This is a genomic window from Tsukamurella spumae (genome assembly GCF_012396015.1).
GTDB lineage: Bacteria > Actinomycetota > Actinomycetes > Mycobacteriales > Mycobacteriaceae > Tsukamurella > Tsukamurella spumae.
On the sequence record NZ_JAAXOQ010000010.1, the window covers coordinates 89,564 to 116,555 of the forward strand.

Below are 26,992 nucleotides of genomic sequence, written 5' to 3' on the forward strand. Positions count from 1 at the left end.
AGTGGGGCGGCACGAGCTGCCGTCCGAGGGCAAGCGATCCCGCAAGCCAGCCCGCTCTGAGGGGAAGCAGAGTGAGCGACGTCTGGGCCTGTACCTGATCGCGCCCGCGGCCGTCTTGATGCTCGCGGTCACGGCGTATCCGATCGTCTACGCCGTCTGGTTGAGCCTGCACAAGGCGTCGCTGAGCGCGCCGGACGATACGCAGTTCGTCGGGTTCAGCAACTACCTCACCGTGCTCAGTGACGGCTACTGGTGGTCGGCGTTCGGAGTGACCGCGTTCATCACCGTGGCGTCGGTGATCATCGAGTTCGTGCTCGGCCTGGCGATCGCGCTGGTCATGCACCGCACCATCGTCGGCCGCGGCGTGGTCCGCACCGTCGTGCTGATCCCGTACGGCATCGTCACCGTCGCCGCGTCGTTCTCCTGGCTCTACGCCTGGACGCCGGGCACGGGCTACCTGGCCAACCTGTTGCCGGACGGCTCCGCGCCGCTCACGCAGCAGGTGCCCTCGTTGATGATCATCGTGCTGGCCGAGGTCTGGAAGACGACGCCGTTCATGGCGCTGCTGCTGCTCTCCGGCCTGGCGCTGGTGCCGGACGATCTGCTCAAGGCGGCGGCGCTCGACGGTGCCGGCGCGTGGACGCGCCTGACGAAGATCATCATCCCGTTGATGAAGCCCGCGATCCTGGTCGCGCTGCTGTTCCGCACGCTCGACGCGTTCCGCATCTTCGACAACATCTTCGTCCTGACGAAGGGCAGCAACGGCACCGCATCGCTGTCGATCCTCGGCTACGACAACCTGTTCAAGGCTTTCAACCTGGGCATCGGCTCGGCGATCTCGGTGCTGATCTTCATCTGCGTCGCGATCATCGCGTTCATCTTCGTCAAGGCGTTCGGAGCCGCGGCTCCCGGTGCCGATGCGGGAAAGCGGTAGGGGGAAACACATGGCACAGCGCACCGCAGGCCGCACGCTCAGTTGGTCCGTGATCAACCTGATCGTGGTCGCCTTCACGATGATCCCACTGCTGTGGATCATCTCGCTCTCGCTCAAGCCGGCATCGTCGGTGGGGGATGGAAAGTTCATCCCGAGGAATCCGACCTTCGAGAACTACGTCTCCGTGTTCAAGAACGCCGGCTTCCTTCGGCCGCTGATCAACTCGATCGGCATCGCCCTGATCAGCACCCTGATCGCGGTACTCATCGGCACGTTCGCCGCGTACGCCGTAGCGCGCCTGGACTTCCCTGGCAAGCAGGTCTTCGTCGCGGCGACCCTGCTGATCGCGATGTTCCCGCAGATCTCGCTCATCACGCCGCTGTTCAACATCGAGCGGGCCACCGGCCTGTTCGATACCTGGCCGGGCCTGATCCTGCCGAACATCACGTTCGCGCTCCCGCTCTGCGTCTACACGCTCCAGGCCTTCTTCCGCGAGATCCCGTGGGAGCTGGAGAAGGCGGCGCAGATGGACGGGGCCACTCCGGCGCAGGCGTTCCGGCGCGTGGTCGCTCCGCTCGCCGCGCCCGGAGTCGTGACCGCAGCGATCCTGGTCTTCATCGCAGCCTGGAACGACCTGCTGTTCGCGGTCTCACTGACCGCGACCGACGCGTCGATCACCGCGCCCGTCGCGATCATCAATTTCACCGGTAGCTCGCAGTTCGAGGAACCCACCGGCACCATCTCGGCCGCGGCCGTGATCATCACCATCCCGATCATCATCTTCGTGCTGTTGTTCCAGCGACGCATCGTGGCCGGCCTGACGTCCGGCGCCGTCAAGGGCTAGCCCGGTAAGCATCCTTAGGAGAGAACCATGGCAGACATCGTCTTCGACCACGTGCGCAAGACCTATCCGGACGGCTCCACCGCCGTCAGCGACATCAACCTCGAGATCGCCGACGGCGAGTTCGTGATCCTCGTCGGCCCGTCGGGCTGCGGCAAGTCCACCACGCTCAACATGATCGCCGGTCTGGAGGACATCTCCGACGGCGAGCTGCGCATCGGCGGTACGCGCGTCAACGAGAAGGCCCCCAAGGATCGCGACATCGCGATGGTCTTCCAGTCCTACGCGCTGTACCCGCACATGTCGGTGCGCGAGAACATCGCCTTCCCGCTGCAGCTGGCGAAGCTGCCCAAGGCGGAGATCAACGCCAAGGTCGAGGACGCTGCGCGCAGCCTGGACCTGATGCAGCACCTCGACCGCAAGCCCAGCCAGCTGTCGGGCGGCCAGCGTCAGCGCGTCGCGATGGGCCGCGCCATCGTGCGCAGCCCGAAGGCCTTCCTCATGGATGAGCCGCTGTCGAACCTGGATGCCAAGCTGCGCGTACAGATGCGCACCGAGGTCTCGCGGCTGCAGAAGCGACTCGGCACGACGATGGTCTACGTCACCCACGACCAGACCGAGGCCATGACCCTCGGCGACCGGGTCGTCGTCCTCAAGAGCGGCGACGTGCAGCAGGTCGGGGCGCCGCAGGAGCTCTACGAGCGGCCGGCGAACCTGTTCGTCGCAGGATTCATCGGCTCGCCCGCGATGAACTTCGTTCCCGGCCGGCTCACGTCGGTGGGCATCAACACCGCCCTGGGTGAGATCCTGCTCCTCGACTCGCCCCGTCTGGCCGAGAAGGCCGCTGCGGCGGGCAACCGGACCGGCGATGTCATCGTGGGCATCCGGCCCGAGCACTTCGAGGACGCGCGGCTGCTCGACCCCAACCAGCGCGTCGGCGGTCTCACCTTCCGGGCCACCGTCGACGTCCTGGAGTCCATGGGATCGGACAAGTACATCCACTTCGGCGTTCCGGCCGAGGCCATCGCCACCGATGCTCTCGCGGACCTCAACGCGTTGGGGGCGGGCACGCCGCTGGCCGGTGCCGACGAGATCGTCGCGCGCCTGTCCGCCGACTCCGCCGCCGCCCGCGGTGCCGAGATCGACCTGTACTACGACCCCTCGAAGATCGCCGTGTTCGACGCATCGACCGGTCTGAACCTGGCGCTGTAGTCCGGTGCGTGTGCTCGCCGTCAGCGACGAGGAGGTTCCGGGCCTGGCCCTGGCGTCGTCGGAGCTCGTTCCGGACCTGATCCTCGGAGCGGGGGATCTGTCCGGCGGATACCTCGAGGCGCTCGTGGACCGCTACGGGGTGCCGTGCGTCTTCGTGCCCGGTAACCACGATCCGGATCACCGCGGCTACCGCCGGACCCGAGGCGGCTACCTGCGGGGCGGTCTGCCGTGCGAGCCGCCGGGGCCGCGCGGGGGCGTGAACGCGGACGGGCGGGTCGTCACGGTCGGCGGGCTGACGGTCGCCGGCCTCGGCGGATCGATCCGCTACCGGGGCGGCGCGAACCAGTGGACGCAGGCCCAGCAGACGCGGCGCGCCTGGCGCGTGCGCGCCGCGGCCCGGTGGCGACGGCGCACCGTCGACGTGCTGCTCACGCACTCGCCCGCGGAAGGGGTGGGCGACGGAAAGGATGCTCCGCATCGCGGCTTCGCCTCCCTCGGGAGGCTGGTGCGGACGCTGCGCCCGCAGGTCTTCGTGCACGGGCACGTGCACCCTTTCGGTCACCCGGGGCAGGAACGTACGATCGACGGCGTTCCGGTGCTCAACACCGTCGGGTACGCGTACTTCGACATCACGCCCGGAAGCACTGGACGGGATCGGGGGATCAGAATCAGAGAGCGGCGACGTGGCGCGTGACACCGGATTCCCCGACGCGGACGCGCGCTCGGACTTCGAGCGGTCCCGGCGCCGGGCCAACATCTCCCGGCTCGCGGCGTGGGTGCGGCGCCGGCCGGGCGATGTCAACGACGTCCTGCCCTACGACGAGGTGGTCTCCGCCCTCGGCCTGGTGAGCGATCGGAAGCTGGGCCTGCAGGTGATCCCGGTGGCGCAGATCGTGGGCAGCGTGGACCGCACCCGTGATTTCGACAGGTACTTCCGGCCGCGCTCGCCGGCACTGCGTGCCCGCTGGCAGCGACTGGCCGCGGCGCAGCGGCGCGGCGAGTCGATGCCCCCGATCGAGGTCAAACAGGTCGGTGACCTGTACTTCGTGGTCGACGGGCACCATCGGGTGTCGATCGCGTTCGCGCGCGGCTTCACCACGATCGACGCGTATGTCACCGAGGTGATCACCCGGGTGGACGCCGAGGGCATCGCCGTGCGTTCGGACCTGCTCCTCAAGGACCATCGCCGGCTCTTCGAGGAGCGTGTTCCGCTGCCGGCCGGCGCGATGGACGAGGTCCGGATGACCAACGCCTGGGACTACTCGCGACTCGCGGAGATGGTGGAGGCCTGGGGATTCCGACTGGTCCAGGAGTTGCGGACCTTCCTCAACCGGGAGGAGGTCGCCCGGCGTTGGTACGACGACGAGTTCGTCCCCGTGGTGCGGATGGCCCGCGAGGCGGGGATCATGGAGTCCTCCACCGACGCCGAGGTCTATTTCTTCGTGGCCGGGGAGAGGTACCGGCTGGTCCGCAGGCACGTGTGGAGCCCGGAGATCATCGACGAGGTGTCCGAGCAGAACAAGCCCTGGCAGCCGGGCAGGTTCTTCTGACCGGCCACCGTTCAGCGCATCCAGACCGTGGTCTCGCCCGGCAGGGTGCTGCCGTCGACCGGCGCCGACGCGAGCAGGACCTCACCGTCGGGCATGTCGACGGGGACCGCCCCGAAGTTGGTGATCGACCGCCAGCCGTTCGGCCGTTCGAAGGCCAGCACGTCGGGCGAGGGGTGCTCGATCCAGGTCAGCGACTCGTCCGTCTGCAGCGTCTCGCGTAGCGCCAGCGCGGCGCGGTAGAACGAGAGCATCGAGCAGGGGGCGGCCTCCTCGGCGGCCGCCGAGTAGTCGCCGAACCAGGTCGGCTGCGGCAGATGCGCGCCGTTCGATCCGAATCCGAACGACGGGCCGTCCTTCGTCCACGGCAGCGGAACGCGGCAGCCGTCGCGGCCGAATTCCGCGCCGCCCGTGCGGAAGTAGGTGGGGTCCTGGCGGGCGTCGCCGGGGATGTCGCCGACCTCGTGGAGGCCGAGTTCCTCGCCCTGATAGAGATAGGTCGAGCCGGGCAGTGCGAGGAGCACCAGCGTGGCGGCGCGGGCCCGGCGGTCGCCGCGCTCGGTGTCCACGTCGTCGGGAGAGCCACCGCTGCGGACCCAGTCCTTGGCGTGCCGCCCGCTGCCCGCGGGCAGGCCGTAGCGGGTGGCGTGCCGCACCACGTCGTGGTTCGAGAGCACCCAGGTCGACGATGAGCCGGACTCGGCGGCGAGTTCCAGACTGTCCTGGATGACGTCCCGGAACTCGGAAGCGTCGAACTCCGCGAGCAGCAGGTCGAAGTTGAACGATTGGCCGAGGCCCTCGGGGCTCGCGTACCGGGCGACGCGGCTGCGGTGCACCCATGCCTCGGCCACCGCGATGCGGGGCGGCGTGTACTCGTCGAAGACCTTGCGCCACGCGCGGTACACGTCGTGGACCTCGTCGCGGTCGGAGAAGGGATGCCCGTGGGCCTCGACGTTCTCGCCCAGACCGACCTCGGAGAAGGGCGCGAAGGGCTCGCGCAGGTCCTTGGTCAGGTAGTGCGCGACATCGATGCGGAAGCCGTCCACGCCGCGGTCGGACCAGAATCGGAGGGTCTTCTCGAAATCGGCGCGGACCTCGGGGTTGTCCCAGTTCAGATCGGGTTGTTCGCGCGCGAAGAAGTGCAGGTACCACTGGCCCGGGGTGCCGTCCGCTTCGACGACGCGTTCCCAGACGCCGCCACCGAAGTGCGACTGCCAGTCGTTCGGCGGCTGGTCCCCGTCGGGGCCCTTGCCCTCGACGAAGTGGTACCGGGCGCGCTCGGGGGAGCCCGGTCCGGCGGCCAGCGCGGCCTGGAACCACTCGTGCTGGTCCGAGGTGTGGTTCGGGACGATGTCGACGATGAGCTTGATGCCCGCGTCGTGCAGTGCCGCGGCCATCGTGTCGAAGTCGTCGAGGGTGCCCAGTCGCGGGTCCACGTCGCGGTAGTCGGCGACGTCGTAACCGCCGTCGGCGAGTTCGGACGGGTAGAACGGGCTCAGCCACACGGCGTCGATGCCCAGCTCGCGAAGGTAGGGGACGCGCGAGGTGATGCCGGGGAGGTCGCCGATGCCGTCGCCGTTCGAGTCGGCGAAGCTGCGCGGATAGACCTGGTACACCACCGCCTGCCGCCACCAGTCCGGCGACTCGAGATCCTTCAGTGTCACGTCGCTCCTCGTCGGTCGTTCGCGAATTCATCGACGCGCGTCGATGCTGTGGTTAGGGTAGTCCACCGGGAGGATCCGTGTCGACAACTTTGCGAGGAGGATCGATCGTGGCGACGATGGCGGACGTGGCGCGGCTCGCGGGCGTGACCCGCAGCACCGTCTCGTACACGATCAGTGGGTCGCGCCCCATCTCGGACGAGACCCGGCGACGAGTCCTCGCCGCGATGGAGGAGCTCGACTACACGCCGAATGTCCTCGCGCAGGGGCTCGCCGGGAGCCGCACCAGCCTGCTGGGCCTGCTGGTGCCGTCGGAGTTCCTGGGGCTGGGCGTCGACGCCGGCGGCTACCTCTCGGCCGCCGCGGACGAGGCCCGGTCGTCCGGTCGACGCCTGCTCCTCCTGCCCGGCCCCGCCGACGACGCCGGGTTCGTGGAGGAGACGGTACGGCAGGGGCTCGTCGACGGGGTGGTGGTCATGGAGGTGTATCGCCGGGACGTTCGAGTCGATCACCTGAGGGGGACCGAGACGCCGTTCGTCCTGCTCGGGCGCACCGACGACACCGCGGGTACGGCGTTCTGCGACGCCGACTTCGACGCCTCCGCCGAGTCGGCGTTCACGCACCTCGCCGAGCTGGGCCACCGCGAGGTCGCACTGGTGGCGCGCGGCGAGGGGGTCAAGCGGATCGAGGAGCCCGGCGTGGTCGCGCGATCGCGCGCCGCGGAGATCGCGGCGGCCGCGCGCCACGGGATGGGGCTGCGCCGGTACCCGATCGCGCAGACCTTCGCCGCCGGCTGGGAGGCGTTCGACGAGATCCGGGCGAGCGCCGCCACCGCCGTGCTCCTGCACAACGAGCCCGCCGGACTGGGGTTCGTGTCCGCGGCGGCCGCCCGGGGCGTGGTGATCCCCCGCGATCTGTCGGTCATCACCGTGCACACCGGCCCCGAGGTCGGCGAGCTCAGCCGCCCGCGGCTGACCAGCGTGGGCCCGGATCACCTGGCGATGGCCCGCCGAGCCGTCCAATTCCTGGTCCGCAGGATCGACGGTGCGCCGCCCGAGTCCCTACAGAGCCTCAGCGAGCCGCGGTTCATCGACCGCGGCAGCACCGCCGGACCCGCGTAGCAGAGGCGATCAGCCTCGTTTCCTTCGGAGGTCGTGTGTACGCCGGAACCTCGCGGGTGGTGTAGTTGACGGATGTCTTCCGTCGTCGACGCCGTCCGTGGACACCTTGCCGAGCACTACGCGGGGCGTGGCTTCGCACCGCCCGCGTCGGCATCGGTGACCTTCCTGGGCCTCGAGCCGATGACGGTGCAGCGCTGGGTGGGCGACAGCGTTGTCGCGTTCGCCAGCGTCGGCTGTTCGCGGCACGCGATCACGGACCCGAACGCGCTGGTCACCGTCGACGACGGGCCGCGCGCGGAGGTCGTCCTGGAACTGCGGCCCGCGACGGACGGACCAGGAGCGGCGCTGGACGGCGTGCACCGCTCGCTCGCGATCCTCGCCGCCACGCCGGCCGTGGAGGGGCTGGTGCTCGCCCCCGACGCGCTCGTCGACCTGAGCGCGCCGCTGTGGGCGGGTGCGCCGTTCACGGCGGTCCTGCTGGGGGAGTCGGTAGTGCCGGACCTGGAGCGCGACGGCGGCGAACCGGTCCGGTTCCTGCGCGCCGACCCGATCACCGCCAACGAGGCGGCATGGGTACGGCTGAAGGGCGCGGCGGCGCTGCGGGAGGCGTGGGCCGAGGCGGGCATCGATCCCGCCGATCCGGGCCGGCCCGCAGCCCGCGAGGTGTAGCTCACGAATGGGGGTTCTCCGCAGGTGGAGGTGTCTGACAACGCCTCTGACGCCGCAGGACTCGACATCCTGAACACGTCCCGAGTCGCAGGTCGCTGTTCTGCACGCCGCCGTGGGGCTACAGCCACTTGATCTTCCGGAACAGGGCGAACAGCCCGACACAGGCGACGGCCATCACGGCGAGGACGATGAAATAGCCGTAGTGCCAGTGCAGTTCGGGCATGTTGTCGAAGTTCATGCCGTAGATGCCGGCGATCATGGTGGGCACCGCGACCAGACCGATGATCGCGGACATCTTGCGCATGTCCTCGTTCTGCTGCATCCCGATCTTGGCGACCGCGGCGTCGATCAGCGAGCTGAGCACGTCGTTGTAGGTCTCCACGTGGTCGGCGACCATCGCCTGGTGGTCGAGCACGTCGGAGAAGTACCGCTGGATCTCACCGGGGATGAGATCGGTGAAGTCGCAGGTCAACCGCCGCAGGGCGTGCGAGAGGGGGTGGATGCCGCGACGCAGTTCGACGATGTCGCGCTTGAGCTGGTAGATCTCGTCGACCTTGGTGCGCGACCGGGCGCGGAAGACCTCCTCCTCGACGTGATCGATGTCGTCCTCGAGCAGGTCGGACACGGCGACGTAGGTGTCGACGACGTGGTCGGCCACGGCGTGCATCACCGCCGACGGCCCCAGCTTGAGCAGGTCGGGATTGCCCTCAAGATTGCGCCGGACCCGGCGCAGGCTGCCGTGGTCGCCGTGCCGGACGGTGATCACGTGGTCCGGTCCGACGAGCACCATGACCTCGCCGGTCTCGACGATGCGCGCCATCGGGTCGGTGCGGTCGTGGCCCACGTAGTTCACCGTCTTGAGGATGAGGAACAGCGTGTCGTCGAACCGGTCCACCTTCGGCCGGTTGTGCGTGACCAGCGTGTCCTCGACGGTCAGCGGGTGCAGCCCGAAGACGCGGGCAACCTCGTCCATCTGGTGCTGATCGGGATCGAGCAGCCCGACCCACACGTAGCCCTCGCCGCGGCGCCGGACCTCCTCGATCGCCTCGACGTACCCGAATCGGCCCGGGAGGCGCTCACCGTCGACGTAGACGCCGCAGTCGACGACGGCGCGCGCCACGGGCACGCGGGGGACGCCGACCTCGGGGACCTCGCGGCGGGTCGCGCCGGGCCGGGGCAGGGACGGCATGGACGGCATGCGGCTGATGGTAGTCGGGTGCGGTCGCGGCCCCCACCGCGCGGGCGGGCCGGTGTCCGGCTCGCGCGGTGGGCGGGTAGAAAGTAGGCGTGAGATCTCGCAAGCTCGGTGCCGCGGTCGTGACCCTCGTCGCGCTCGGCGGCGCGGGCTGTTCGGACGCGGGCGATCTGTCCGATCTCGGGCCGCGGACCGCGCCGGGGACCGTCACCGTCGGGTCGTCCGACGGTGCCGCCCCCCGCATCGAGGCGCTCCTCTACGCGAACGCGCTGCGCGCCGCGGGCACCCCCGTACAGACGAAGCTGGGGCTCGGGCCCGGCGACGCCGCGGTGGCGGCCGTCGAGCGGGGGGAGCTCACCATCGCGCCGGCGCTGACCGGCGAGCTCTGGGAGCGCTACCGCCCGGGCGCCGCGCAGCCGACGAAGGCGAAGGAGTCGGAGGCCGAGAATCCGCGGGAGCAGTGGGATGCGCAGTTCGTGGCCCTGAGCGCGGTGCTGCCCGAGGGGCTGGGGCTGGGCGACCCGACGCTCGCGCTCGACCAGCCCATGCTGTTCGTGTCGAAGGCCGCCCCGGCGGCGTCGCTGCGCGGGTGCGAGGGACTGTCGGGGATCGTCGCGATCCCGTCGGGGGCACCGTCGGACCCGAAGGCGCGCTACGGCTGCCCGACGGGGCCGGTCCTCGTCGTGCCCGACGAGGCCGCCGCCGCGCGCGCCGTGACCGAGGGGCGGGCGTCGATCGCGCAGCTCGGGACGCTCTCGCCGTCGGCCCGGGACCTGACCCAGGTCGCGGATCCCGACGGTGTCGTGCCCTCCCGCGCCGTCGTGCCGCTGGTGCGTCGCGACGGGCTGACGGTGGCCCAGACGAAGCGGCTGTCCGCCGTCGCCGGCGAGCTCACCACCGCCGACCTCGCGCAGATGGTCGCGAAGGTCGAGTCGGGGGAGCGGACCGTCGAGCAGGTGACCGACGACTGGGCGGCGGAGCACCCGCTGCACTGATCTCAGCCGCAGGTGTACTAGCGCCCGACGCCCCATTCCGGCGGCACCTCCCGGCATCCGTAGGCCGCGAACGCGCGGCCCATGAGGACCGCCGATCGGTGCCGCAGCGAACGGCAGTACATGCCCTCCTCGGCGGGGCGGCACCGGTAGTCGCCCGAGGTGACGGCGGTGCCGTAGGGGACCGGCTCGCCGACGCCGTTGTTGAACACGCCCGGGTCGCCGTGCAGGCTCCCGACGGTGACGGCGGTGCCGGTGAAATCCACCCAGCTGCCGATCCATTGGCCGGTCAGGCCGTCCGGCCGCGGCACTCCCCGGTCGATCCCGGGCAGACAGGAAAGGGCGGCGAGGCGGTACTCGCTGATGCCGCAGCCCCCGGCCGATCGGGCCGGCATCGGGACCGGGAGGCGGAAGAGCGTGGATCCGGTTCGGGTCGTCGTGCCGGGGGGTGCGCCAGTCGTTCGCCGTGTGGAACCCGGCGTCATCGACCTGCCTGCCCGCGTCGATCCAGTGAACGACGGCGTCGAGCGTGGCACCGGTGCCCGGGCCGCGGGACGGGCCGGTCGCGGTGACGCGTCCGGATGTCGGCAGCGCGCTCCACGTGGCCGACGGTGCGGTGCTCGACTCCGGACCGGGGGACGCGGTCACCGTCGGCCCCGGTGACGGGACCGGCGTGGAGCACGCGGCCGAGAATGCGACGAGGGCGACCCCGAGCACGAGGTACCGGGGCCGCCCGCGACTGATCATGTATGGCACATGATCAATTTACTGCCATTCAGATGCGCTTGTTGAGCTGCTTGTCGATCATGGCGTTCACGCGCTCGTACGCGGAGCCGCCGAGACGGACCAGGACGTCGATGACCTTGGCGTCCATGCCCACGAGCACGCGACCGCGGTTGCGCTTGACCCCGTTGAGGATGGTGCGCGCGGCATCGGAGGCCTCCGTGCGGGCCAGGTACTTGTCGAAGAGCTCGGCGGTGCCGGCCTGATCCTTGCCCTCGGCGACGGTGGCGTTGCGCGCGATGGCGGTCTTGATGCCGCCCGGATGCACGCAGGACACGCCGACGTTGTGGCCGCTGGAGAGCATCTCGATCCGCAGGGCCTCGGTGAAGCCGCGGACGCCGAACTTCGCGGCGTTGTAGGCGCTCTGACCGCCCACCGCCAGCAGCCCGAACAGCGAGCTGGTGTTGACGATGTGGGCATCGCCCGAGGCGATGAGCGCGGGCAGGAAGGCCTTCGTGCCGTTCACGACGCCCCAGAAGTCGATGTCCATGACGCGGTCGTAGTCCTTGAAGGACGTGGTCTCGATCGGCTCGTGGTGCGCGATGCCGGCGTTGTTGAACAGCAGGTTGACCGTGCCGTAGTGCTCGACGACCTCGTCGGCGTAGGCGAGGATCTGCTCGCGCTCGCCCACGTTCACGACCTTGGTGTGCACCTCGGCGCCCAGCGCGCGGGCCTTCTCCGCGGTCTGCTCGAGGCCGGCGGGGTCGTAGTCGCAGAGCGAGAGCTTCGCGCCCTCCTCGGCCAACTGAAGGGCCAGCTCGCGGCCCATGCCGGAGGCGGCGCCGGTGATGACGGCGACCTTGCCGCGGAAACTCTTCATGGTGTGATCCTCACGCTCTGCAGGCTGAACTGCTCGGATGCGCCGCTGCGCGGCGTACTTACCCGACAGTAGGGATGGGAACCGATGTCTGTCAACGACCTATTGAGTATGATTCAGTAGGTGACCAGAAAGTCCGTCGCCGCAGCGGTGGGGCGCAAGCGCACCCGGCTCAGCCCCCAGGCTCGGCGCCAGCAGTTCATCGACCTGGGCCTACTCAGCCTCAAACATCAGGCGCTCGAGCAGGTGTCCATCGAGGATATCGCGAGCCAGGCCGGAGTCTCGGCCGGCCTCCTGTTCCACTACTTCGACTCGAAGCTCGACTTCCAGGTCGCGCTCGTCGAGGAGCAGGCCCGGATCGTCGGCGAAATCGCCACCCCTGAGCGCGAACCCGAGGATCTCGCCGAGGTGATGCCGATCCTCAACGCCACGCTGGGCACCTATGTGGACCACATCATCGAGAACCGGCAGTCCCTGCTTCCCATGCTGGCGGGCGTGAGCTGGTCGGAGCCGCGGATCCGCACGGCCGTCAAGGCCGTCCGCGAGCAGATCGTCCGGCACTTCGTGGACCAGGCCGGCAACATCGGTCTGCGGGCCTCGCCGCAGTTCGTCCTGGCCGTGCACGGCTGGATCGCCGTGGTCGAGGAGACCCTCGTGCAGTGGCTCGACGAGAACGCCGGGTTCGCCGCGATGACCCGCGACGAGGTGGTCGATCACCTCGTCACGATGTTCGTGGGAATGGCCGGCGCCGTCGGGATCGACCTCATGTCCGCCGGAGCCTGATCACCAGCGCGAGCTGATCGCCATCCGGCGGCGGTCGAGATCGGTCGCGCACCGTCGCCCACCCGAACAGGATCGCGCAGACGAACCCGAGCATCGGCATCCACTCGCCGAAGAAGTCGCCGAGGGCATCCCCCTCGAAGGCGCGCGAGAGCCCGTAGGCGGCGGCCATGGCGGCCACGAACCCGCCGCAGCCCGCGGCGAGGGTCGCGACGAACACCGTCAGGCTCACCACCGTGCGCCGGGCGCGCCACGGAACGGCGGACGGGGCCGCCGGCGCGTTGCCGGCGACCCCGTCGCCCGATCCTGATCCCGTCATCGGGAGGTCATCTCTACAGGACGAAGGCCTCGTCGATGATCTGGGCCTGCTCGACGGCGTGCACCTTCGACGAGCCCGAGCAGGGCGCCGACATGGCGCGCCGCGAGACGCGCTTGATGCCGGCCAGGCGCCCGTCGAGCTCCGGGAGGGCGAGGCCGAAGAACGGCCACGCTCCCTGGTTCGCGGGCTCCTCCTGGACCCACCGGATGTCGGTGGCGTTCGGGTACTTGTCCAGCGTCGCGGGCAGGCGCCGCGAGGGCAGCGGGTACAGCTGCTCCATGCGGATGATCGCGACATCGTCGCGGCCGTCCTTCTTCCGGCGCGCCTCCAGCTCCCAGTAGAGCTTGCCCGAGACCATCAGCAGCTTGGTGACCTTGCTGCGGTCGCCGCCGTCGATCTCGAAGGCCGGGTCGTCGATGACCGAGCGGAACTTGCCCGTGGTGAAGTCCTCGACGGGGCTCACGGCGGCCTTGTTGCGCAGCATCGACTTCGGCGTCGCGACCACCATCGGGCGGCGCACGCCGTCGAGGGCGTGGCGACGCAGGAGGTGGAAGTACGACGCGGGGGTCGACGGCATCGCGACCGTCATCGAGCCCTCGGCGCACAGCTGCAGGAAACGCTCGATCCGGGCCGACGTGTGGTCCGGTCCCTGGCCCTCGTGGCCGTGGGGCAGCAGCAGCGTGACGCCGGAGGTCTGGCCCCACTTGGCCTCACCCGAGCTGATGAACTCGTCGATGATCGACTGCGCGCCGTTGACGAAGTCGCCGAACTGCGCCTCCCAGCACACCAGCGCGGACTCGTCGGCGACGGAGTAGCCGTACTCGAAGCCCAGGCCCGCGTACTCGGTGAGCGCCGAGTCGTAGACCATGAACCGCCCGGGGGACGGCGTACCGTCGGGGCCCAGGTTGTCCAGCGGGGTGTACTCCGCGCCGGTCTGCCGGTCGATGAGCACCGCGTGACGCTGCGTGAACGTGCCGCGGCGGCTGTCCTGGCCGGCCAGGCGGACCGTCCGGCCCTCCTCGAGCAGCGTGCCGAACGCGAGCAGCTCGCCGAAGGCCCAGTCGATGCCGCCCTCGCGGGACATCTCGAAGCGGCGCTTGACCACGGGGGCCACGCGCGGGTGCACGGTGAAGCCCTCGGGGACGTTGGCGTACGCGTCGCCCACCCGCTGGATCTGCTCCAGGGGCACCGCGGTCACCAGCGAGCTCGGCAGCGGCTGATCGGCGATGATCGACGGCGCGGGCTCGGCCTGGAACTTCTCGAGCTCCTTGACCTCGTTGAACACCCGCTCCAGCTGGCCCTGGTAGTCGCGCAGCGCGTCCTCGGCCTCCTTGGTCGAGATGTCGCCACGACCGATGAGGGCCTCGGTGTAGGACTTGCGGACACCGCGCTTGGTGTCGATCACGTCGTACATGCCGGGCTGGGTCATCGAGGGATCGTCGCCCTCGTTGTGGCCGCGGCGGCGGTAGCAGACGAGGTCGATGACGACGTCCTTGTCGAACTTCTCCCGGAAGTCCACCGCCAGCTTCGCGACCCACACGCAGGCCTCGGGATCGTCGCCGTTGACGTGGAAGATCGGCGCGCCGATCATCTTCGCCACGTCCGTGCAGTACTGCGAGCTGCGCGAGTGCTCCGGCGAGGTGGTGAAGCCCACCTGGTTGTTCACGACGATGTGGATGGTGCCGCCGTTGGAGAAGCCGGGCAGGTTCGCCATGTTCAGCGTCTCCGCCACGACGCCCTGGCCGGCGAAGGCCGCGTCGCCGTGCAGCATCAGCGGCATGATCGGATGCTCGCCCTCGGGCGGGTTCGCCATGTCCTGCTTGGCGTGCACGATGCCCTCGAGCACCGGGTCGACCGCCTCGAGGTGCGACGGGTTCGCAACCAGCGAGACCGTGATCTCGTTCTCGCCGAACATCTGGTAGTACTTGCCCTCGGCTCCGAGGTGGTACTTCACGTCGCCCGAGCCGTGCGCCTGCGCCGGGTTCAGGTTGCCCTCGAACTCGGTGAAGATCTTGCTGTAGGGCTTGCCGACGATGTTCGCCAGCACGTTGAGGCGGCCGCGGTGCGGCATGCCGATGACGACCTCGTCGAGCTCGTGCTCGGCGGCCTGGTCCAGCACCGCGTCCATCATCGGGATGACCGATTCGGCGCCCTCGAGCGAGAAGCGCTTCTGTCCGACGTACTTCGTCTGCAGGAAGGTCTCGAAGGCCTCGGCCGCGTTGAGCTTGGACAGGATGTACTTCTGCTCGGCGACGGTGGGCTTGACGTCCTTCGTCTCCACGCGCTCCTGCAGCCACTTCTGCTGCTCGGGCTCGAGGATGTGCGTGTACTCGATGCCCACGTGCCGGCAGTACGCGTCGCGCAGCACCGAGAGCACCTTGCGCAGCTTGAGCCGCTCGGCACCGTGGAAGCCGCCGACGTTGAACGTGCGGTCGAGGTCCCACAGCGTCAGCTCGTAGGTGAGCACGTTCAGGTCGGGGTGCGACTCGAGGCTGTCGTTGTTGTAGCGCAGCGGGTCCACATCGGCCATGAGGTGGCCGCGCGCCCGGTACGCCGCGATGAGCTCGAGGACGCGCGCGTCCTTGTCGATCCCGTGCGGCGGGATGTCCTGCCGCCAGCGGATCGGCTCGTAGGGCACGTGCATCGCGCGGAAGATGTCGTCCCAGAAGGCGTCGCTCAGCGTGAGCTCGTGGACGTACCGCAGGAAGTCGCCGGACTCGGCGCCCTGGATGATGCGGTGGTCGTAGGTCGAGGTCAGCGTGGTGAGCTTGCCGACCGCGAGCTCGGCGATCTTCTCGTCGCTCGCGCCCTGGAACTCGGCCGGGTACTCCATCGCGCCGACGCCGATGATCGCGCCCTGGCCCACCATGAGGCGGGGCACCGAGTGCACGGTGCCGATGCCGCCGGGGTTGGTCAGCGAGATGGTGACGCCCGCGAAGTCCTCGGCGCCGAGCTTGCCCTGGCGGGCACGACGGACGATGTCCTCGTACGCGGCCACGAACTCGCCGAAGTCCATCGCTTCGGCGCCCTTGACGCCCGCGACCACGAGGCTGCGGCTGCCGTTCTTGCCGACCAGGTCGATCGCGATGCCCAGGTTGATGTGGGGCGGCGTGACGGCGTTGGGCTTACCGTCGATCTCGGCGAAGTGCCGGTTCATGTTCGGGAAGGCCTTGACGCCCTGCACCAGGGCGTAGCCCAGGATGTGCGTGAAGCTGATCTTGCCGCCGCGGGTGCGCGCGAGGTGGTTGTTGATCACCACGCGGTTGTCGAACATGACCTTGACCGGCATCGAGCGCACCGACGTTGCCGTCGGCATCTCGCGGCTGGCGTTCATGTTCTTGACCACGGCGTTCGCCGCGCCGCGGAGCACGGTGTGCTCCTCCTCGGCGGGGAACTCGGCGGGCGCGGGGGCCTTGGGCGCCGCGGCGGGCTTGGCGGGGGACGACGGTGCCGGGGTGACCGGGGCGGCGGGCGCCGGGGTCAGCGTCGTGTCGGTCGTCTTCGCCGCCTGCGGCGCGGGGGTGGCGGCCGGCTGTGCTGCGGCGGGGGCTGCGGCCGCACTGGGGGCTGCGGCGTTCGGGGGCGCCGCCTCGTTGCTCGGCGCCGCACCCGGCGTGTAGTTCGAGAGGAATTCGTGCCAGCTCGGGTCGACCGACTTCGGGTCGGCCTTGAACCGCTCGTACATCTCCTCGACCAGCCATTCGTTTTGGCCGAAATCCGATACAGAACTGCTGCTCACGGCAGGTCCTCGCCTCGATTCATCATCGTCGTCTTGGGCGCGCGCCGCACTGGATCACAGACGGCGCAAGTCCGCTCGGTTCAGGGTAGTCCACCACGGAAAATGCGGGACGGTTACCTCGGTTAGAGGCGACCCGCTCAGTCCGTTCCGGGCGCCGGCAACGCGGTGCCGGTCGCCGTCGTCGCCGTCCCCTCGACCACCCGCAGGTGTGGCGTGGGCCACGTCGTGGGGACCGGGCCGAAGGCCTCGCGTGCGTTCTTGATCACGCCCTTGCCGAGCACCCGGTTGCCGCCGGCGCCGACGACGAGGCCGATACCCGCGGGCAGTAGCTTGCCGAGCACGAAGGGCGCCTTCTTCGCCATGAAGCGGCGCGTGAACATCTTCATGAGCTGCTTGTTCAGGTTGCCCAGTCCCGGGATGGCCGGGTTCTTCTTGAGGTTGAGCAGGGTGGCGTTCTTGGCGCCGACGGTGGCGCGGAGTGCGCCGAGCCCGGCGTCGCCGAGCACCGCGGTGAGGACGAGGGCCCTGCGCAGTTCCCGGTCGTCGATGGGGATCCCGTAGACCTCGGCGACCGCGAGCGCGTAGAGCGCGGACGCCTCCATGAACACGACCGTCTCGGCGCCCACCGCACCGAGGGCGGCCACCGTCCCGACACCCGGGACCGCCGCCGTCGCGCCGACGGCCGCGCCGCTGCCCGTCACGGCCAGCATGTACCGCTTCTCGAGCCGCTCGATGACCTGCGCGGGCGACTCGTCGGGGTGGTCGGCCCGGACGCTCGCGACGTACCTCGCGACCGCCGGGCCCTGGAGCCGGGCCGCGCGATCGATGACCGATCCGAGGGGGCCGCCACCGTCGTGCTGGACGGCCGGGAGCGCGGGCTGTTCGGGGGAGAGGGGGGCGGGCTTCTTGTTCGCCATGGTGACCTCCGTGGGGACGCGATCGAGGTGGGGCCTTGCACCCCATCTAACCGAAGACGGCCCCCGAAAAGTTCCCACCGGCGCGACTGCCGGGCCGGTGGGCGGCGTACCGTCGGGCGGCATGCCGACGATCGATGAGCAGCCGTACACCCTGGTCATTCCCACGCGGTGGAAGGACAACGACGTGTACGGGCACGTCAACAACGTCGAGTACTACAGCTTCTTCGACACCGTGATCAACACCTACCTCATCCGCGAGGGCGGCCTCGACATCCACCGGGGAACCGTGATCGGCCTCTGTGTGGAATCTCACTGCCGCTACGACGCCCCGCTCGCCTTCCCCGAGCCCGTGACCGCCGGACTGGCCGTGACCAAGCTGGGGCGCTCCAGCGTGCGGTACGCGGTCACCCTGTTCGACGGTGCCGGCGCCCCGGCCGCGGAGGGCTGGTTCGTGCACGTCTTCGTCGATCGGGAGGACCGGCGCCCGACGGCGATCCCGGACGGGGTGCGCGGCGCGCTCGAGAAACTCGTCGGTCCCTCCGCGTAGCCTGCGAGCCATGACCTTCCGCACGCCGCTTCGGCCCGTCACGCTGGCGGGGCACCTCGTCACGCTCGCGCCGCTCTCGCACGAGCACCACGGCGGCCTGCTGGAGGCGCTCGAGGACGGGCAACTGTGGGACCGGTGGTACACGTCGGTGCCCTCGCCCGCGGGGCTGCGGGCGGAGATTGACCGCCGGCTCGCGCTGCAGGAGCAGGGCGGGATGATCCCCTTCACGGCGATCGACGCGGCGGGTCGGGTGCTCGGCATGACCACCTACTACGACATCGATCCCGCGGTCCCGCGGATGGAGATCGGCTACACGTGGAACCGCGCGTCCGCGCACGGCACCGGCACCAACGCGGAGTCCAAACTCCTCCTGCTCGAGCATGCCTTCGACGAACTGGGCTGCGAGTGCATCGGGCTGCGCACCCAGTGGGTGAACACGCAGTCGCGCGAGGCCATCGCGCGCCTCGGGGCCAAGCAGGACGGGGTGCTGCGCAGCCATCGTCGCTACCGCAACGGCGCGCTCATGGACGCGGTGCTGTTCTCGATCCTCCGCCACGAGTGGCCCGCCGTCCGCTCGCACCTGCGGCACCGCCTGCGCCATCGGCACGAGGCGTACCGCGCGACGCCGGAGTAGGCCGTGCCCCGTCCACTGGCCACCGCGCACGGGCTGTGGCGGCCCGGCCTCGGCCTCGCGCTGTGGTTCACCGACGAGGTCGGCGAGCCCACCGCCGAGCCGGACCGGGCGGCGCTCCCCGCGCCGATCGCCGAGGTCCTCGGCGACCGACGGCCCCGGCGCACCGTCGCGCTGACGGGGCCGAACGGGCGGCTCGTGGTGCCCGCCCTCACCCTCGGGCCCTCCCGTGCCCTGGACCTGCTGGACCGGCTCGACCCGTCCGACGGTGCCGGTGACCTGCGATTCCTCCGCTGGGTCGCGCGGTCGGTCGAACGCTTCGTCGCGGCGGGCGCGGTCGGCCCCGCGCTCCGCGTCGACGACGGCGACTGGGCCGTGCGGTGGGCACCGATCGAGTCGGTGCAGTGGCGCACCTGGGTGCAGACCGCCGCGGCCGCGATGCCGCCGGTGCTGCGCCGCACCGGCGACCTGGCCGCCGTCCTGGACATGGGCGCGGAGCTCACCGACGGCTACGCGCGCCGGCGCCTCGGCGACGGCCCGTGGTCCTGGGTCGCGGCCCCCGCGCTGCGTGCCCTGGTCGACGGTGCGCCCCTCCCGCCCGCCGCCGTCGCCGATGCCGGGGCGGCCGCGGCGTGGACCGAGTGGTCGGGCAGCGTCCGATCCGCGGAGACGCTGCTGGTGCTGCGCCTCGTCGAGCCCGACGGCCGCGCCCCGGGGGAGAACCCGCTCGACCCGCGGGTGACCCCGTCCGACGCGCCGTGGCGGCTCGAGGTCTGTCGCCGTGTCCCGGGCGCCGCCCCGGTCCGGGCGGATCCGGCGCGGATGAGCCCCGTCGACCTGGACGACCTGGCGGGCGAGCTGGCCCGGGCCCTGGCGGTGTATCCGCCGCTCAAGCGGGCCCGGCAGGACGCGACCTCGCTGGACTTCCTGCTCACCACCACCGAGGCCGAATCGTTGTTCCTTCAGGGGGCTCCGGGGTTGACCAAGGCCGGGTACGAGGTGCTGCTGCCGGCGTCGATCGCGACGGTGCGGCCGGCGCTGCGGCTCGTCGGCCGGGAGCAGCCGGGACGCACGGCGCTCACCGTGCAGGCCGGGCTCGCCGAGATCAAGGACTTCGCGTGGCAGCTGGCGGTGGGGGACGTGGTGCTCACCGCGAGCGAACTCGCGGGCCTGGCGAACGCCGCGTCCGGCCTGGTCGAGGTGCGCGGCAAGTGGGTCCGCGCGGACCGTCGCACACTGGCGCAGGCCGCGCGGTTCGTGGCCGAGCAGCGCTCGGCGGCGGAGTCCGGCACGGACCTGCAGGACCTGCTGGGCATGATCGCCGACCCCGCCGCGCTGCCCGCCCCGCTGGCCGCCGTCGACGGGCTCGGCTGGCTGGACTCGGTGTACCGGGGCGGCACCATCGCGCCCGCCGTCGTGGCGGCACCGTCGACGCTCGCGGCGCAGCTGCGGCCCTACCAGCTGCGCGGGCTGGAATGGCTGGTGAGCCTGTGGCGCGCGGGGATCGGCGCCGTCCTCGCCGACGACATGGGCCTGGGCAAGACGATCCAGGTGCTCGCGCTGCTCTGCCACGAGCGGCTCGCTGGGCCCGGCGACACCGAGGGCGCGCCGTCGGTGCGGCCCACGCTGCTGGTGTGCCCGATGTCCGTGGTCGGCAACTGGGTCGCGGAGGCCCAGCGCTTCGCCCCCGGTCTGCGGATCCATGTGCACCACGGCAGCGATCGGCCCACGGGCGAGGAGTTCGGGCGGATCGCGCGGGAGTCCGACGTGGTGCTGACGACCTTCGCGCTCGCCGCCCGCGACCGGGAGTTGCTCGCCGGGCACCACTGGGGGCGCATCGTCGTGGACGAGGCGCAGCACGTCAAGAACGTCAACACCGCCGCCGCGAAGGCGCTCCGGTCGATCCCCGCGGGGCACCGGGTGGCGCTCACCGGCACGCCGGTGGAGAACCGACTGGAGGATCTGCGGGCGGTGATCGACCTGGTCAACCCAGGCCTGCTCGGCTCGGCGCGCACCTTCCGCAACCGGTTCGCGATGCCCATCGAGCGGGAACAGGACAGGGCCGCGGTGCGTCGCCTGAACACCCTGACCTCGCCGTTCATCCTGCGGCGCGAGAAGACCGATCCGACCATCGCACCCGAGCTGCCGGAGAAGGCCGAGTTCACGGTGCGCGCGTCGCTCACGCCGGAACAGGCGGGGCTGTACCAGGCGGTGCTCAACGAGCTGGTGCGGGAGCTCCGCGAGTCGAAGGGCATGGGCAGGCGGGGCCTGGTCCTGGCCTCGCTGACCAGGCTCAAGCAGATCTGCAACCACCCGGCGCACTACCTGGGGGACGGATCGCCGCTGCTGCGCCGCGGGCAGCACCGCTCGGGCAAGCTGGAGCTGCTCGCGGACGTCCTGGAGACCGTCGCGGCCGAGGGGGAGCGCGCCCTCGTCTTCACCCAGTACGCCGAGTTCGCGCGGATGCTGCAGCCCTGGCTCGCGGGCCTGCTCGGCGCGGAGGTCCCGGTGCTCGACGGTGCCGTTGCTCGCCGGGACAGGGATTCCCTGGTGGCCCGGTTCCAGTCCGACGACGGCCCTCCCGCCCTGGTGGCGACAGTGCAGTCGGGCGGAACGGGGCTCAACCTCACGGCCGCGAATCATGTGGTGCACGTGGACCGCTGGTGGAACCCGGCGGTGGAGAACCAGGCCACCGACCGGGCCTTCCGCATCGGGCAGACCCGCGCGGTGCAGGTCCGCAAGTTCGTCTGCGCGGGCACCCTCGAGGAGCGCATCGACGGGGTGATCGCGGCGAAGAAGGAGCTCTCGTCGATGACGGTGCAGACGGGCGAGGCCTGGCTGACGGAGCTGAACAACGACGAGCTGTACGAGTTGATCGCCCTGCGCGACGAGGCGGTGGTGTAGATGGCGCGCACGGCCCGGGACACGGCGCGGCCGATGGGCGGAACGTGGTTCTCGCGGCGGCTGATCCAGCAGCGCGAGGATGTGACGGAGCGGCGGAAGGTCCAGTACGCGCGGCGGCTGTACTCCGAGCACCAGGTGTACGCGATGGCCGTGGTGCCGGGGTCGGTCACCGCGACGGTCCAGGGCAGCCAGCTGGATCCCTTCGCCGTCGCGCTCTCGCGGGTGCCGGGCGACGCGGCGGCGGTGGTGTCGCTGTTGGTCGGGCAGGGCGCGTCCGGCGAGCTGCTCTCGGTCACCCGCGGCGAGCTCGGCCGCGCGCTGGGGGAGCTGGTGCTGCCCGAGTCGGCGTCGGACGTCGTCGTCGAGTGCGCCTGCCCCGACGAATCGGGTGCCTGCGTCCACGCGCTCGCGCTGACCTACGAGTTCTGCGCGGCCGCCGACACCGACCCGTCGCTGGTCCTGGACTTCGCGGGGGTGCCCCTGGCGGGTCTGTTGGCGCGGGTCTCCACCGACTCCGCGCCGGGGCCGGGCGGGGCGGCACCGTCGCCCGACGGTGCCCGGGAACCGTGGGATCCCGAGGCCTGGGACGCGGGCCCGGCTGCCTTCTACGGCGACGGCCTCGACCTCCCGCCCTTGCCCGAGCCCGCGCCGATCGACGCGATGACCCTGCTCGATCCCGCGCTGTTGCGCATGGCGCTGCGCCGTACCGGCACGAAGCCCGCCGACGTGGCCGAGGCCTCCGACGAGCTGGCGGAGCTCTACGATCGCCTCCGTGACCCGCGGTGACCTGCGAAATGTTGGTGATGTTGATACTCTATATACAGAACCCACAAGGAGGCGGCGCATGTCAGTCACTCAGATCGATCTCGACGACGAGGTGCTGGACGGTGTGATGCGCGTCGCCGGCGTGCGGACCAAGAAGGAGGCCGTCAACCTGGCATTACGCGAGTACCTCGCGCAGCACCGAAGGGTCGAGGCGTTCGCGCGGTTACGTGAGCAGGCGAAGGGCTGGGACTACGAGGGCTGGCGCGCTCTCCGTGAGGAAGAGAAGTCGGGCCGCGCGTGATCCGCTACCTCGTCGATTCGTCGGCGCTGTGGCGGATCAATCGTGACGATGCCCTCGCAGAGAAATGGTTTGGAGTGCTGTCTGCGGGCTCGGTGGGGTCATGTGCGCCACAGCGGACCGAGTTCCGTAGATCGGCCCGGAACGCGGCCGAGTACGACCAGATGAATGAGCTGTTCTTCGAGATGTACCCCGACGTGCCCGTGCCCAAGGCGGTCTGGTCCTGGATTGAGTCTGCGCAGCATCGACTCGTCGGGGTAGGAGCGGTGCGGGCGCTGTCGACAGTGGATCTGCTCATCTGCGCGACTGCGGCAGCCCGCGGCTTGGTCATCCTGCATGACGATGCCGACTTCGAGCTCGCGGAGCGGTACCTGCCGGATGTGCGAGCGCGGCGTGTCGTGAGCCCGGCGGGGGAGTGAGCGTCGGGGAGGGGCCGCGTCGGTGGCGGAACATGTCAGTGGAGATCACTACCCTGAGGGTGACGATCCGAGGGGGTGAGAGATGCGGTTCCTGCACACGGCCGACTGGCAGTTGGGGATGACGCGGCACTTCCTCGACGCGGATGCGCAGGCCCGGTTCACCGATGCCCGGCTGGACGCGATCTCCCGGCTCGGCGCCGTCGCCGCGGAGCAGGAGGCCGAGTTCGTCGTCGTCTGCGGTGACGTCTTCGAGGACAACCGCCTGGCGCCCGCGGTCATCGCGCGCAGCCTGGACCGGATCGGTGCCCTCGGCTGCCCCGTCTACCTGCTGCCCGGCAATCACGATCCGCTCGATGCGGCGTCCATCTACACCTCCGAGGTGTTCGCGCGGCACCGTCCGGCCAACGTGATCGTGCTGGACGCGCCGGGGGTGCACGAGGTGCGCCCGGGGGTCGAGCTGCTCGCGGCGCCCTGGTTCTCCAAGCACCCCGCGGGGGATCCGCTCACCGAGGCCGTCGCGCCCGCGCCCGCGCCGGCGGAGGGCGTGATCCGCATCGCCGTCGGCCACGGCGGCACCCTGCCCGTCGGCGCGCAGGACCAGCGCCTCATCGACGTGGCCGCGCTGTCCGCCCGGATCGCCGCGGGCGCCCTGCGCTACGTGGCGCTGGGGGATCGGCACTCGGTCACCGAGGTGGCGCAGGACATCTGGTACTCCGGCGCGCCCGAGGTCACGAACTTCGACCACAAGGAGACGGGGTCCGGCTCGGTCCTCGTCGTCGACGTCCCGGAGACCGGCGCCGCGACGGTGACCCCGGTCCGGGTGGGCACCTGGCGCTTCGCGTCGCGGGAGTTCCCGCTGTCCTCGGAGCGCGATGTCGCCGCCGCGGTCGGCGCCCTCTCGGCGCTGCCGGACAAGGACCGCACCGTGGTCAAGGTCGGGTTCACGGGCACCGTCGGGCTGGCGGCGAAGGCCGAGCTGGACGCGGAGATCGAGGCCCTGAGGGCGCGGTTCGCCGCGGTCGAGTTGTGGGAGCGCAAGACGGATCTCGCAGTGCTGCCGGGGGAGTCCGAGTTGGAGTCCTTGGAGCTCACGGGCCCCGCCGCCGATGCGGCGCAGGAGCTGCTGGGCGTGGCCCGCAGCGGCGGTGAGCGCGCGGCCGATGCCTCGGGCGCGCTCGCCCTGCTCTACCGCCTCACCCGGGCGGAGGTCGGCGCATGAGGCTGCACCGCCTGGCCATCAAGGATTTCCGCGGCGTTGCCGAGCGGGAGATCTCCTTCGCCGATACCGGCGTCACGCTGCTGCACGGCCCCAACGAGGCAGGCAAGTCGTCGATGGTGGAGGCGCTGCAGCTGTTGCTGGACGTCAAGGCCACCTCGAAGTCGCAGCGCGTGGAGGCCGTGTGCCCGGCCCATCGCGATGCGGGGCCGTTCGTCGAGGCGGAGCTCACCGTCGGGCCGTACCGGTTCGTCTACGCCAAGCAGTACCACCGGCGCCCCGGCACGGTGCTGACGGTGCTCGAGCCCGCGCCGCAGCAGCTCACGGGCGGCAGCGCGGAATCGTGGGTGGCGGAGCAGATGCGCACCTATGTCGACGGCGATCTGCTCAAGGCGTTGACGGTGCTGCAGGGCCCGGGCGCCGGCCAGCCCTCGCTGCGCGACAGTTCCGCGTTCGCGAAGGCGCTCGACGCGGCGTCCGGCGGCGCGGGGGAGGACGAGCCGGGCGCCGAGCGCCTGGCCGAGGCCGTCGCCGCCGAGCGGGCACGGTACTTCACGCCCACCGGCCGCCCCACGAACGAGCTGTCGGCCGCCCGCGCGCGCGAGGCCGCGGCGCGCGCCGCCCTGGATGCGGCGGAGGCCGCCCTGCGCGAGGTCGACCGGGTCGCGGACCAGCACGCCCTCGCCTCCGCGCGGCTGTCCACCCTGGCGGAAGCGCGATCCGCCGCCGTCGCGGCGCTGGAGGCCGTCGGCGCCGACCAGGAGCGGATGACGCGGCTGCAGTCGCAGGCGGCTCAGGCCCGCGCAGTGCTCGAATCCGCCACCCTGCGGGAGCAGCACGCGGGGGAGGCGGCCTACCGTCGGCGGCGGCTGCTGGAGCAGCAGGCGCTCGCCACCGAGCGCGCCGCGCAGGTGCGGGTGGTGCGCGACCGGGCGCTCGCGGACCGTGAGGTCCTCACCGCGGAGGCGTCGTGGTTGGAGACCACGGTGCACGAGCTGTCCGCGGTCGCCGCCGATCGGCGGGAGCGCAAGGCGCAGGCGCAGTACGCCGTCGACTACGCCCGGGAGTCCGTGGGCTACCAGCGGCTCGGCAAGCGGATCGAGCAGGCGCAGCTGCTCGGTAAGGACGTGGAGGGCGCGCGGAACCGCCTGGCGCAGAACCCGATCGACCGCCGTGTCCTGCAGACCATCGCGGTGGCGGAGCAGCGCCACGAGCGGGCGCAGGCCCGCTTCTCGGCGCTCGCGGCCACCCTGCAGCTGGAACGGTTGGGATTCTCCGACGTCCTCGTGGACGGCCGGAACATCGGCGAGGAGCCGGTGGAGGTCGTCGCCGGCAACGGCATGGTCATCGAGGTGCCCGGCGCGGTCCGGATCGAGGTGGTCCAGCGCGGCGAGAGCGCCGATGCGGCGGCCGAGGTCAAGGCGGCGCACAGCGCCCTCCTGGCCGCGTGCCGCGACGCCGGCGCCGCGAGCGTCGAGGAGGCCCGGGAGCTGCACGAGCAGCGCGAGGCCATCGAGATCGAGCTGCAGGAGGCGCGGATCGCGCTCGCTCACGCCCTCGGCGAGCACACCGCGGAGGAGCTGCGGCGGCTCGCGGAGGAGTCCGCCGAGCGGATCGTGGCGCTGGAGACGGCGGTGGCCCCGGAGCTGCTCGCCGTCGATCCCGAACGCGCCAAGGCCAACCTCATGGAGGCCACGCAGGCCGAGGTGTCCTCGCGTGACGAGGAGAGGCGCACGCGCGAGCAGCTCGGGAGCAAACAGCAGGAGCTGCTGCGCGCGACCACCGACGCGCAGGTCGCGGCGGATCGGTTGCAGCACGTCGACAGCCGGGCGGCCGAGCTGACGGCGGAGCTGGAGCGGGCGCGCGCCGAGGCGGCCGACGATGCTCTGGGCGTCGCCGCCGATGCCGCCGTCGCGGCGCGGGAGGCGGCGGCGACGGACGCCGCCGCGCATGATCGTGCCGCGCAGGAGGCCGATGTGGCGGGCTTCGCAGCCCGGCTCGGCGCGGCCAAGCTGCACGCGGAGCAGGCGCAGGCGGCGGAGGCGTCCGCTCGCGACGAGTTGTCGGCGTTGAACGGTCAGCTGCAGCTGTTCCAGGCCGACGGTCGTCGCGATCGGCTGGACACGGCCGCGGCCGAGCACGTCCACGCCGAGCGCGCCCTCACCTCGGTCGAGGAGCGCGCACGGGCGGCGGCGTTGCTGCACGACACGCTCACCGCGCGCCGCGACGCGCGCCGCGCCCGGGTGCAGGCGCCGTACCAGCGCGCGCTGGAGGACCTGGGCCGCACCGTCTTCGGTGATCCGCTCACCATCACCGTCGGCGACGACCTCACGATCGCCTCGCGCACCGTCGACGGGGTCACCGTGCCCTTCGAGTCCCTGTCCGGCGGCGCGCAGGAGCAGCTCGGGGTCCTCAGCAGGCTGGCCTGCGCCCGTCTGGTCGACGGTGCCGATGGTGCGCCCGTCATCTTCGACGACGCCCTCGGCCACAGCGACCCGGCCCGCCTCGGCGCGATGGCCGACGCTCTCGTCGAGGCCGGCCGCGGCGCCCAGGTGATCGTGTTCAGCTGCGTCCCCGGCCGGTTCGACGCGCTGCGCGGACGCGACGGCGTCACCGAGGTGGCACTCGAAGCGAACCTGATGTGACCGCATGACGGGGAGGGACGGTTTCGGCAGCGTGCGGCCG

General features: G+C 71.1%; 24 protein-coding genes and 1 pseudogene. 18 read left to right on the top strand and 7 right to left on the bottom strand.

From position 1 onward, the window contains the following. Position 1: 1 nt before the first annotated feature. From HF999_RS09510 to HF999_RS09530, 5 genes are all read left to right on the top strand, one after another. On the top strand, positions 2-934 hold the full coding sequence (locus HF999_RS09510) for a carbohydrate ABC transporter permease (protein ID WP_312854082.1): 933 nt from the start codon (positions 2-4) through the stop codon (positions 932-934). A 79-nt stretch (positions 935-1,013) separates the two neighbouring features. Further along, on the top strand, positions 1,014-1,778 hold the full coding sequence (locus tag HF999_RS09515) for a carbohydrate ABC transporter permease (protein ID WP_376766483.1): 765 nt from the start codon (positions 1,014-1,016) through the stop codon (positions 1,776-1,778). A 27-nt stretch (positions 1,779-1,805) separates the two neighbouring features. Continuing rightward, positions 1,806-2,987: an ABC transporter ATP-binding protein gene (locus tag HF999_RS09520; RefSeq protein WP_168545635.1), complete on the top strand. Its 1,182-nt coding sequence runs from the start codon at positions 1,806-1,808 to the stop codon at positions 2,985-2,987. 4 nt (positions 2,988-2,991) lie between these two features. Further along, positions 2,992-3,681, top strand: coding sequence for a metallophosphoesterase family protein (locus HF999_RS09525; protein WP_168545636.1), 690 nt, complete (start codon positions 2,992-2,994; stop codon positions 3,679-3,681). Then, a complete protein-coding gene (locus HF999_RS09530) occupies positions 3,671-4,537 on the top strand; it encodes a ParB N-terminal domain-containing protein (RefSeq protein ID WP_168545637.1) in 867 nt (288 codons plus the stop codon). Before HF999_RS09525 ends, HF999_RS09530 begins: the two co-directional genes overlap by 11 nt. 11 nt (positions 4,538-4,548) lie before the next feature. On the opposite strand, the gene HF999_RS09535 is transcribed toward HF999_RS09530, so the two are convergent. Next, complete coding sequence (locus HF999_RS09535) at positions 4,549-6,198, bottom strand: glycoside hydrolase family 13 protein (RefSeq protein WP_312854079.1); 1,650 nt, start codon at positions 6,196-6,198, stop codon at positions 4,549-4,551. A gap of 116 nt (positions 6,199-6,314) precedes the next feature. On the opposite strand from HF999_RS09535, the gene HF999_RS09540 reads away from it, so the two are divergent. Then, on the top strand, positions 6,315-7,316 hold the full coding sequence (locus HF999_RS09540) for a LacI family DNA-binding transcriptional regulator (RefSeq protein ID WP_246207549.1): 1,002 nt from the start codon (positions 6,315-6,317) through the stop codon (positions 7,314-7,316). Between the two features lie 72 nt (positions 7,317-7,388). Then, on the top strand, positions 7,389-7,985 hold the full coding sequence (locus HF999_RS09545) for a suppressor of fused domain protein (protein WP_168545639.1): 597 nt from the start codon (positions 7,389-7,391) through the stop codon (positions 7,983-7,985). A gap of 118 nt (positions 7,986-8,103) precedes the next feature. On the opposite strand, the gene corA is transcribed toward HF999_RS09545, so the two are convergent. Next, positions 8,104-9,192, bottom strand: coding sequence for a magnesium/cobalt transporter CorA (gene corA / locus HF999_RS09550; RefSeq protein ID WP_376766484.1), 1,089 nt, complete (start codon positions 9,190-9,192; stop codon positions 8,104-8,106). An 80-nt stretch (positions 9,193-9,272) separates the two neighbouring features. On the opposite strand from corA, the gene HF999_RS09555 reads away from it, so the two are divergent. Then, positions 9,273-10,175 carry a glycine betaine ABC transporter substrate-binding protein gene (locus HF999_RS09555; RefSeq protein WP_168545641.1) on the top strand — a complete coding sequence of 301 codons (903 nt, stop codon included), beginning with the start codon at positions 9,273-9,275 and terminating at the stop codon, positions 10,173-10,175. A gap of 17 nt (positions 10,176-10,192) precedes the next feature. Here the strand turns inward: HF999_RS09555 and HF999_RS09560 are convergent, their stop codons facing one another. After that, positions 10,193-10,567, bottom strand: a complete 375-nt coding sequence (locus tag HF999_RS09560) for a hypothetical protein (RefSeq protein ID WP_168545642.1) — start codon at positions 10,565-10,567, stop codon at positions 10,193-10,195. A 134-nt stretch (positions 10,568-10,701) separates the two neighbouring features. Here HF999_RS09560 and HF999_RS09565 point away from each other — a divergent pair, with 134 nt between their 5' ends. Beyond that, complete coding sequence (locus tag HF999_RS09565) at positions 10,702-10,932, top strand: hypothetical protein (protein WP_168545643.1); 231 nt, start codon at positions 10,702-10,704, stop codon at positions 10,930-10,932. Between the two features lie 15 nt (positions 10,933-10,947). Here the strand turns inward: HF999_RS09565 and HF999_RS09570 are convergent, their stop codons facing one another. Beyond that, on the bottom strand, positions 10,948-11,775 hold the full coding sequence (locus tag HF999_RS09570; RefSeq protein ID WP_168545644.1) for an SDR family NAD(P)-dependent oxidoreductase: 828 nt from the start codon (positions 11,773-11,775) through the stop codon (positions 10,948-10,950). Between the two features lie 120 nt (positions 11,776-11,895). Here HF999_RS09570 and HF999_RS09575 point away from each other — a divergent pair, with 120 nt between their 5' ends. Next, positions 11,896-12,555 (top strand): TetR/AcrR family transcriptional regulator, encoded by a 660-nt coding sequence (locus HF999_RS09575; protein ID WP_168545645.1) that lies wholly within the window; start codon positions 11,896-11,898, stop codon positions 12,553-12,555. Here HF999_RS09575 and HF999_RS09580 read toward each other — a convergent pair. From HF999_RS09580 to HF999_RS09590, 3 genes are all read right to left on the bottom strand, one after another. Continuing rightward, positions 12,536-12,871: a hypothetical protein gene (locus HF999_RS09580; protein ID WP_168545646.1), complete on the bottom strand. Its 336-nt coding sequence runs from the start codon at positions 12,869-12,871 to the stop codon at positions 12,536-12,538. The genes HF999_RS09575 and HF999_RS09580 overlap by 20 nt on opposite strands. 13 nt (positions 12,872-12,884) lie before the next feature. Then, positions 12,885-16,610: a multifunctional oxoglutarate decarboxylase/oxoglutarate dehydrogenase thiamine pyrophosphate-binding subunit/dihydrolipoyllysine-residue succinyltransferase subunit gene (locus tag HF999_RS09585; RefSeq protein ID WP_168545647.1), complete on the bottom strand. Its 3,726-nt coding sequence runs from the start codon at positions 16,608-16,610 to the stop codon at positions 12,885-12,887. Positions 16,611-16,747: 137 nt separating this feature from the next. After that, positions 16,748-17,527 carry a hypothetical protein gene (locus HF999_RS09590; protein ID WP_168545648.1) on the bottom strand — a complete coding sequence of 260 codons (780 nt, stop codon included), beginning with the start codon at positions 17,525-17,527 and terminating at the stop codon, positions 16,748-16,750. Positions 17,528-17,648: 121 nt separating this feature from the next. Between HF999_RS09590 and HF999_RS09595 the strand changes: the two genes are divergently transcribed. From HF999_RS09595 to HF999_RS09630, 8 genes and pseudogenes are all read left to right on the top strand, one after another. Beyond that, positions 17,649-18,074, top strand: coding sequence for an acyl-CoA thioesterase (locus HF999_RS09595; protein ID WP_168545649.1), 426 nt, complete (start codon positions 17,649-17,651; stop codon positions 18,072-18,074). A 10-nt stretch (positions 18,075-18,084) separates the two neighbouring features. Beyond that, the gene (locus HF999_RS09600; protein WP_168545650.1) at positions 18,085-18,708 is read left to right on the top strand and encodes a GNAT family N-acetyltransferase; all 624 of its coding nucleotides are present in this window, start codon (positions 18,085-18,087) and stop codon (positions 18,706-18,708) included. Between the two features lie 3 nt (positions 18,709-18,711). Continuing rightward, on the top strand, positions 18,712-21,609 hold the full coding sequence (locus HF999_RS09605) for a DEAD/DEAH box helicase (RefSeq protein ID WP_168545651.1): 2,898 nt from the start codon (positions 18,712-18,714) through the stop codon (positions 21,607-21,609). Beyond that, on the top strand, positions 21,610-22,395 hold the full coding sequence (locus tag HF999_RS09610) for a hypothetical protein (protein ID WP_168545652.1): 786 nt from the start codon (positions 21,610-21,612) through the stop codon (positions 22,393-22,395). It begins immediately after the preceding gene. Between the two features lie 58 nt (positions 22,396-22,453). Beyond that, positions 22,454-22,606 (top strand): annotated as a pseudogene (locus HF999_RS09615) (type II toxin-antitoxin system VapB family antitoxin); the annotation flags it as partial. Between the two features lie 65 nt (positions 22,607-22,671). Further along, positions 22,672-23,091, top strand: coding sequence for a PIN domain-containing protein (locus tag HF999_RS09620; protein ID WP_168545654.1), 420 nt, complete (start codon positions 22,672-22,674; stop codon positions 23,089-23,091). An 82-nt stretch (positions 23,092-23,173) separates the two neighbouring features. Then, complete coding sequence (locus HF999_RS09625) at positions 23,174-24,310, top strand: metallophosphoesterase family protein (RefSeq protein ID WP_168545655.1); 1,137 nt, start codon at positions 23,174-23,176, stop codon at positions 24,308-24,310. Continuing rightward, positions 24,307-26,952 (top strand): AAA family ATPase, encoded by a 2,646-nt coding sequence (locus HF999_RS09630; protein ID WP_168545656.1) that lies wholly within the window; start codon positions 24,307-24,309, stop codon positions 26,950-26,952. The genes HF999_RS09625 and HF999_RS09630 overlap by 4 nt, the downstream gene beginning before the upstream one ends. The last annotated feature ends 40 nt before the right edge of the window (positions 26,953-26,992 follow it).

Coding starts and splice junctions, on each gene's coding strand:
- HF999_RS09515 (WP_376766483.1), top strand. CDS start 1,014: ATGATCCCACTGCTGTGGATCATCTCGCTCTCGCTCAAGCCGGCATCG.
- HF999_RS09520 (WP_168545635.1), top strand. CDS start 1,806: ATGGCAGACATCGTCTTCGACCACGTGCGCAAGACCTATCCGGACGGC.
- HF999_RS09540 (WP_246207549.1), top strand. CDS start 6,315: ATGGCGGACGTGGCGCGGCTCGCGGGCGTGACCCGCAGCACCGTCTCG.
- HF999_RS09545 (WP_168545639.1), top strand. CDS start 7,389: ATGTCTTCCGTCGTCGACGCCGTCCGTGGACACCTTGCCGAGCACTAC.
- HF999_RS09560 (WP_168545642.1), bottom strand. CDS start 10,567: ATGCCGGCCCGATCGGCCGGGGGCTGCGGCATCAGCGAGTACCGCCTC.
- HF999_RS09570 (WP_168545644.1), bottom strand. CDS start 11,775: ATGAAGAGTTTCCGCGGCAAGGTCGCCGTCATCACCGGCGCCGCCTCC.
- HF999_RS09580 (WP_168545646.1), bottom strand. CDS start 12,871: ATGACGGGATCAGGATCGGGCGACGGGGTCGCCGGCAACGCGCCGGCG.
- HF999_RS09590 (WP_168545648.1), bottom strand. CDS start 17,527: ATGGCGAACAAGAAGCCCGCCCCCCTCTCCCCCGAACAGCCCGCGCTC.
- HF999_RS09595 (WP_168545649.1), top strand. CDS start 17,649: ATGCCGACGATCGATGAGCAGCCGTACACCCTGGTCATTCCCACGCGG.
- HF999_RS09600 (WP_168545650.1), top strand. CDS start 18,085: ATGACCTTCCGCACGCCGCTTCGGCCCGTCACGCTGGCGGGGCACCTC.
- HF999_RS09610 (WP_168545652.1), top strand. CDS start 21,610: ATGGCGCGCACGGCCCGGGACACGGCGCGGCCGATGGGCGGAACGTGG.
- HF999_RS09625 (WP_168545655.1), top strand. CDS start 23,174: ATGCGGTTCCTGCACACGGCCGACTGGCAGTTGGGGATGACGCGGCAC.
- HF999_RS09630 (WP_168545656.1), top strand. CDS start 24,307: ATGAGGCTGCACCGCCTGGCCATCAAGGATTTCCGCGGCGTTGCCGAG.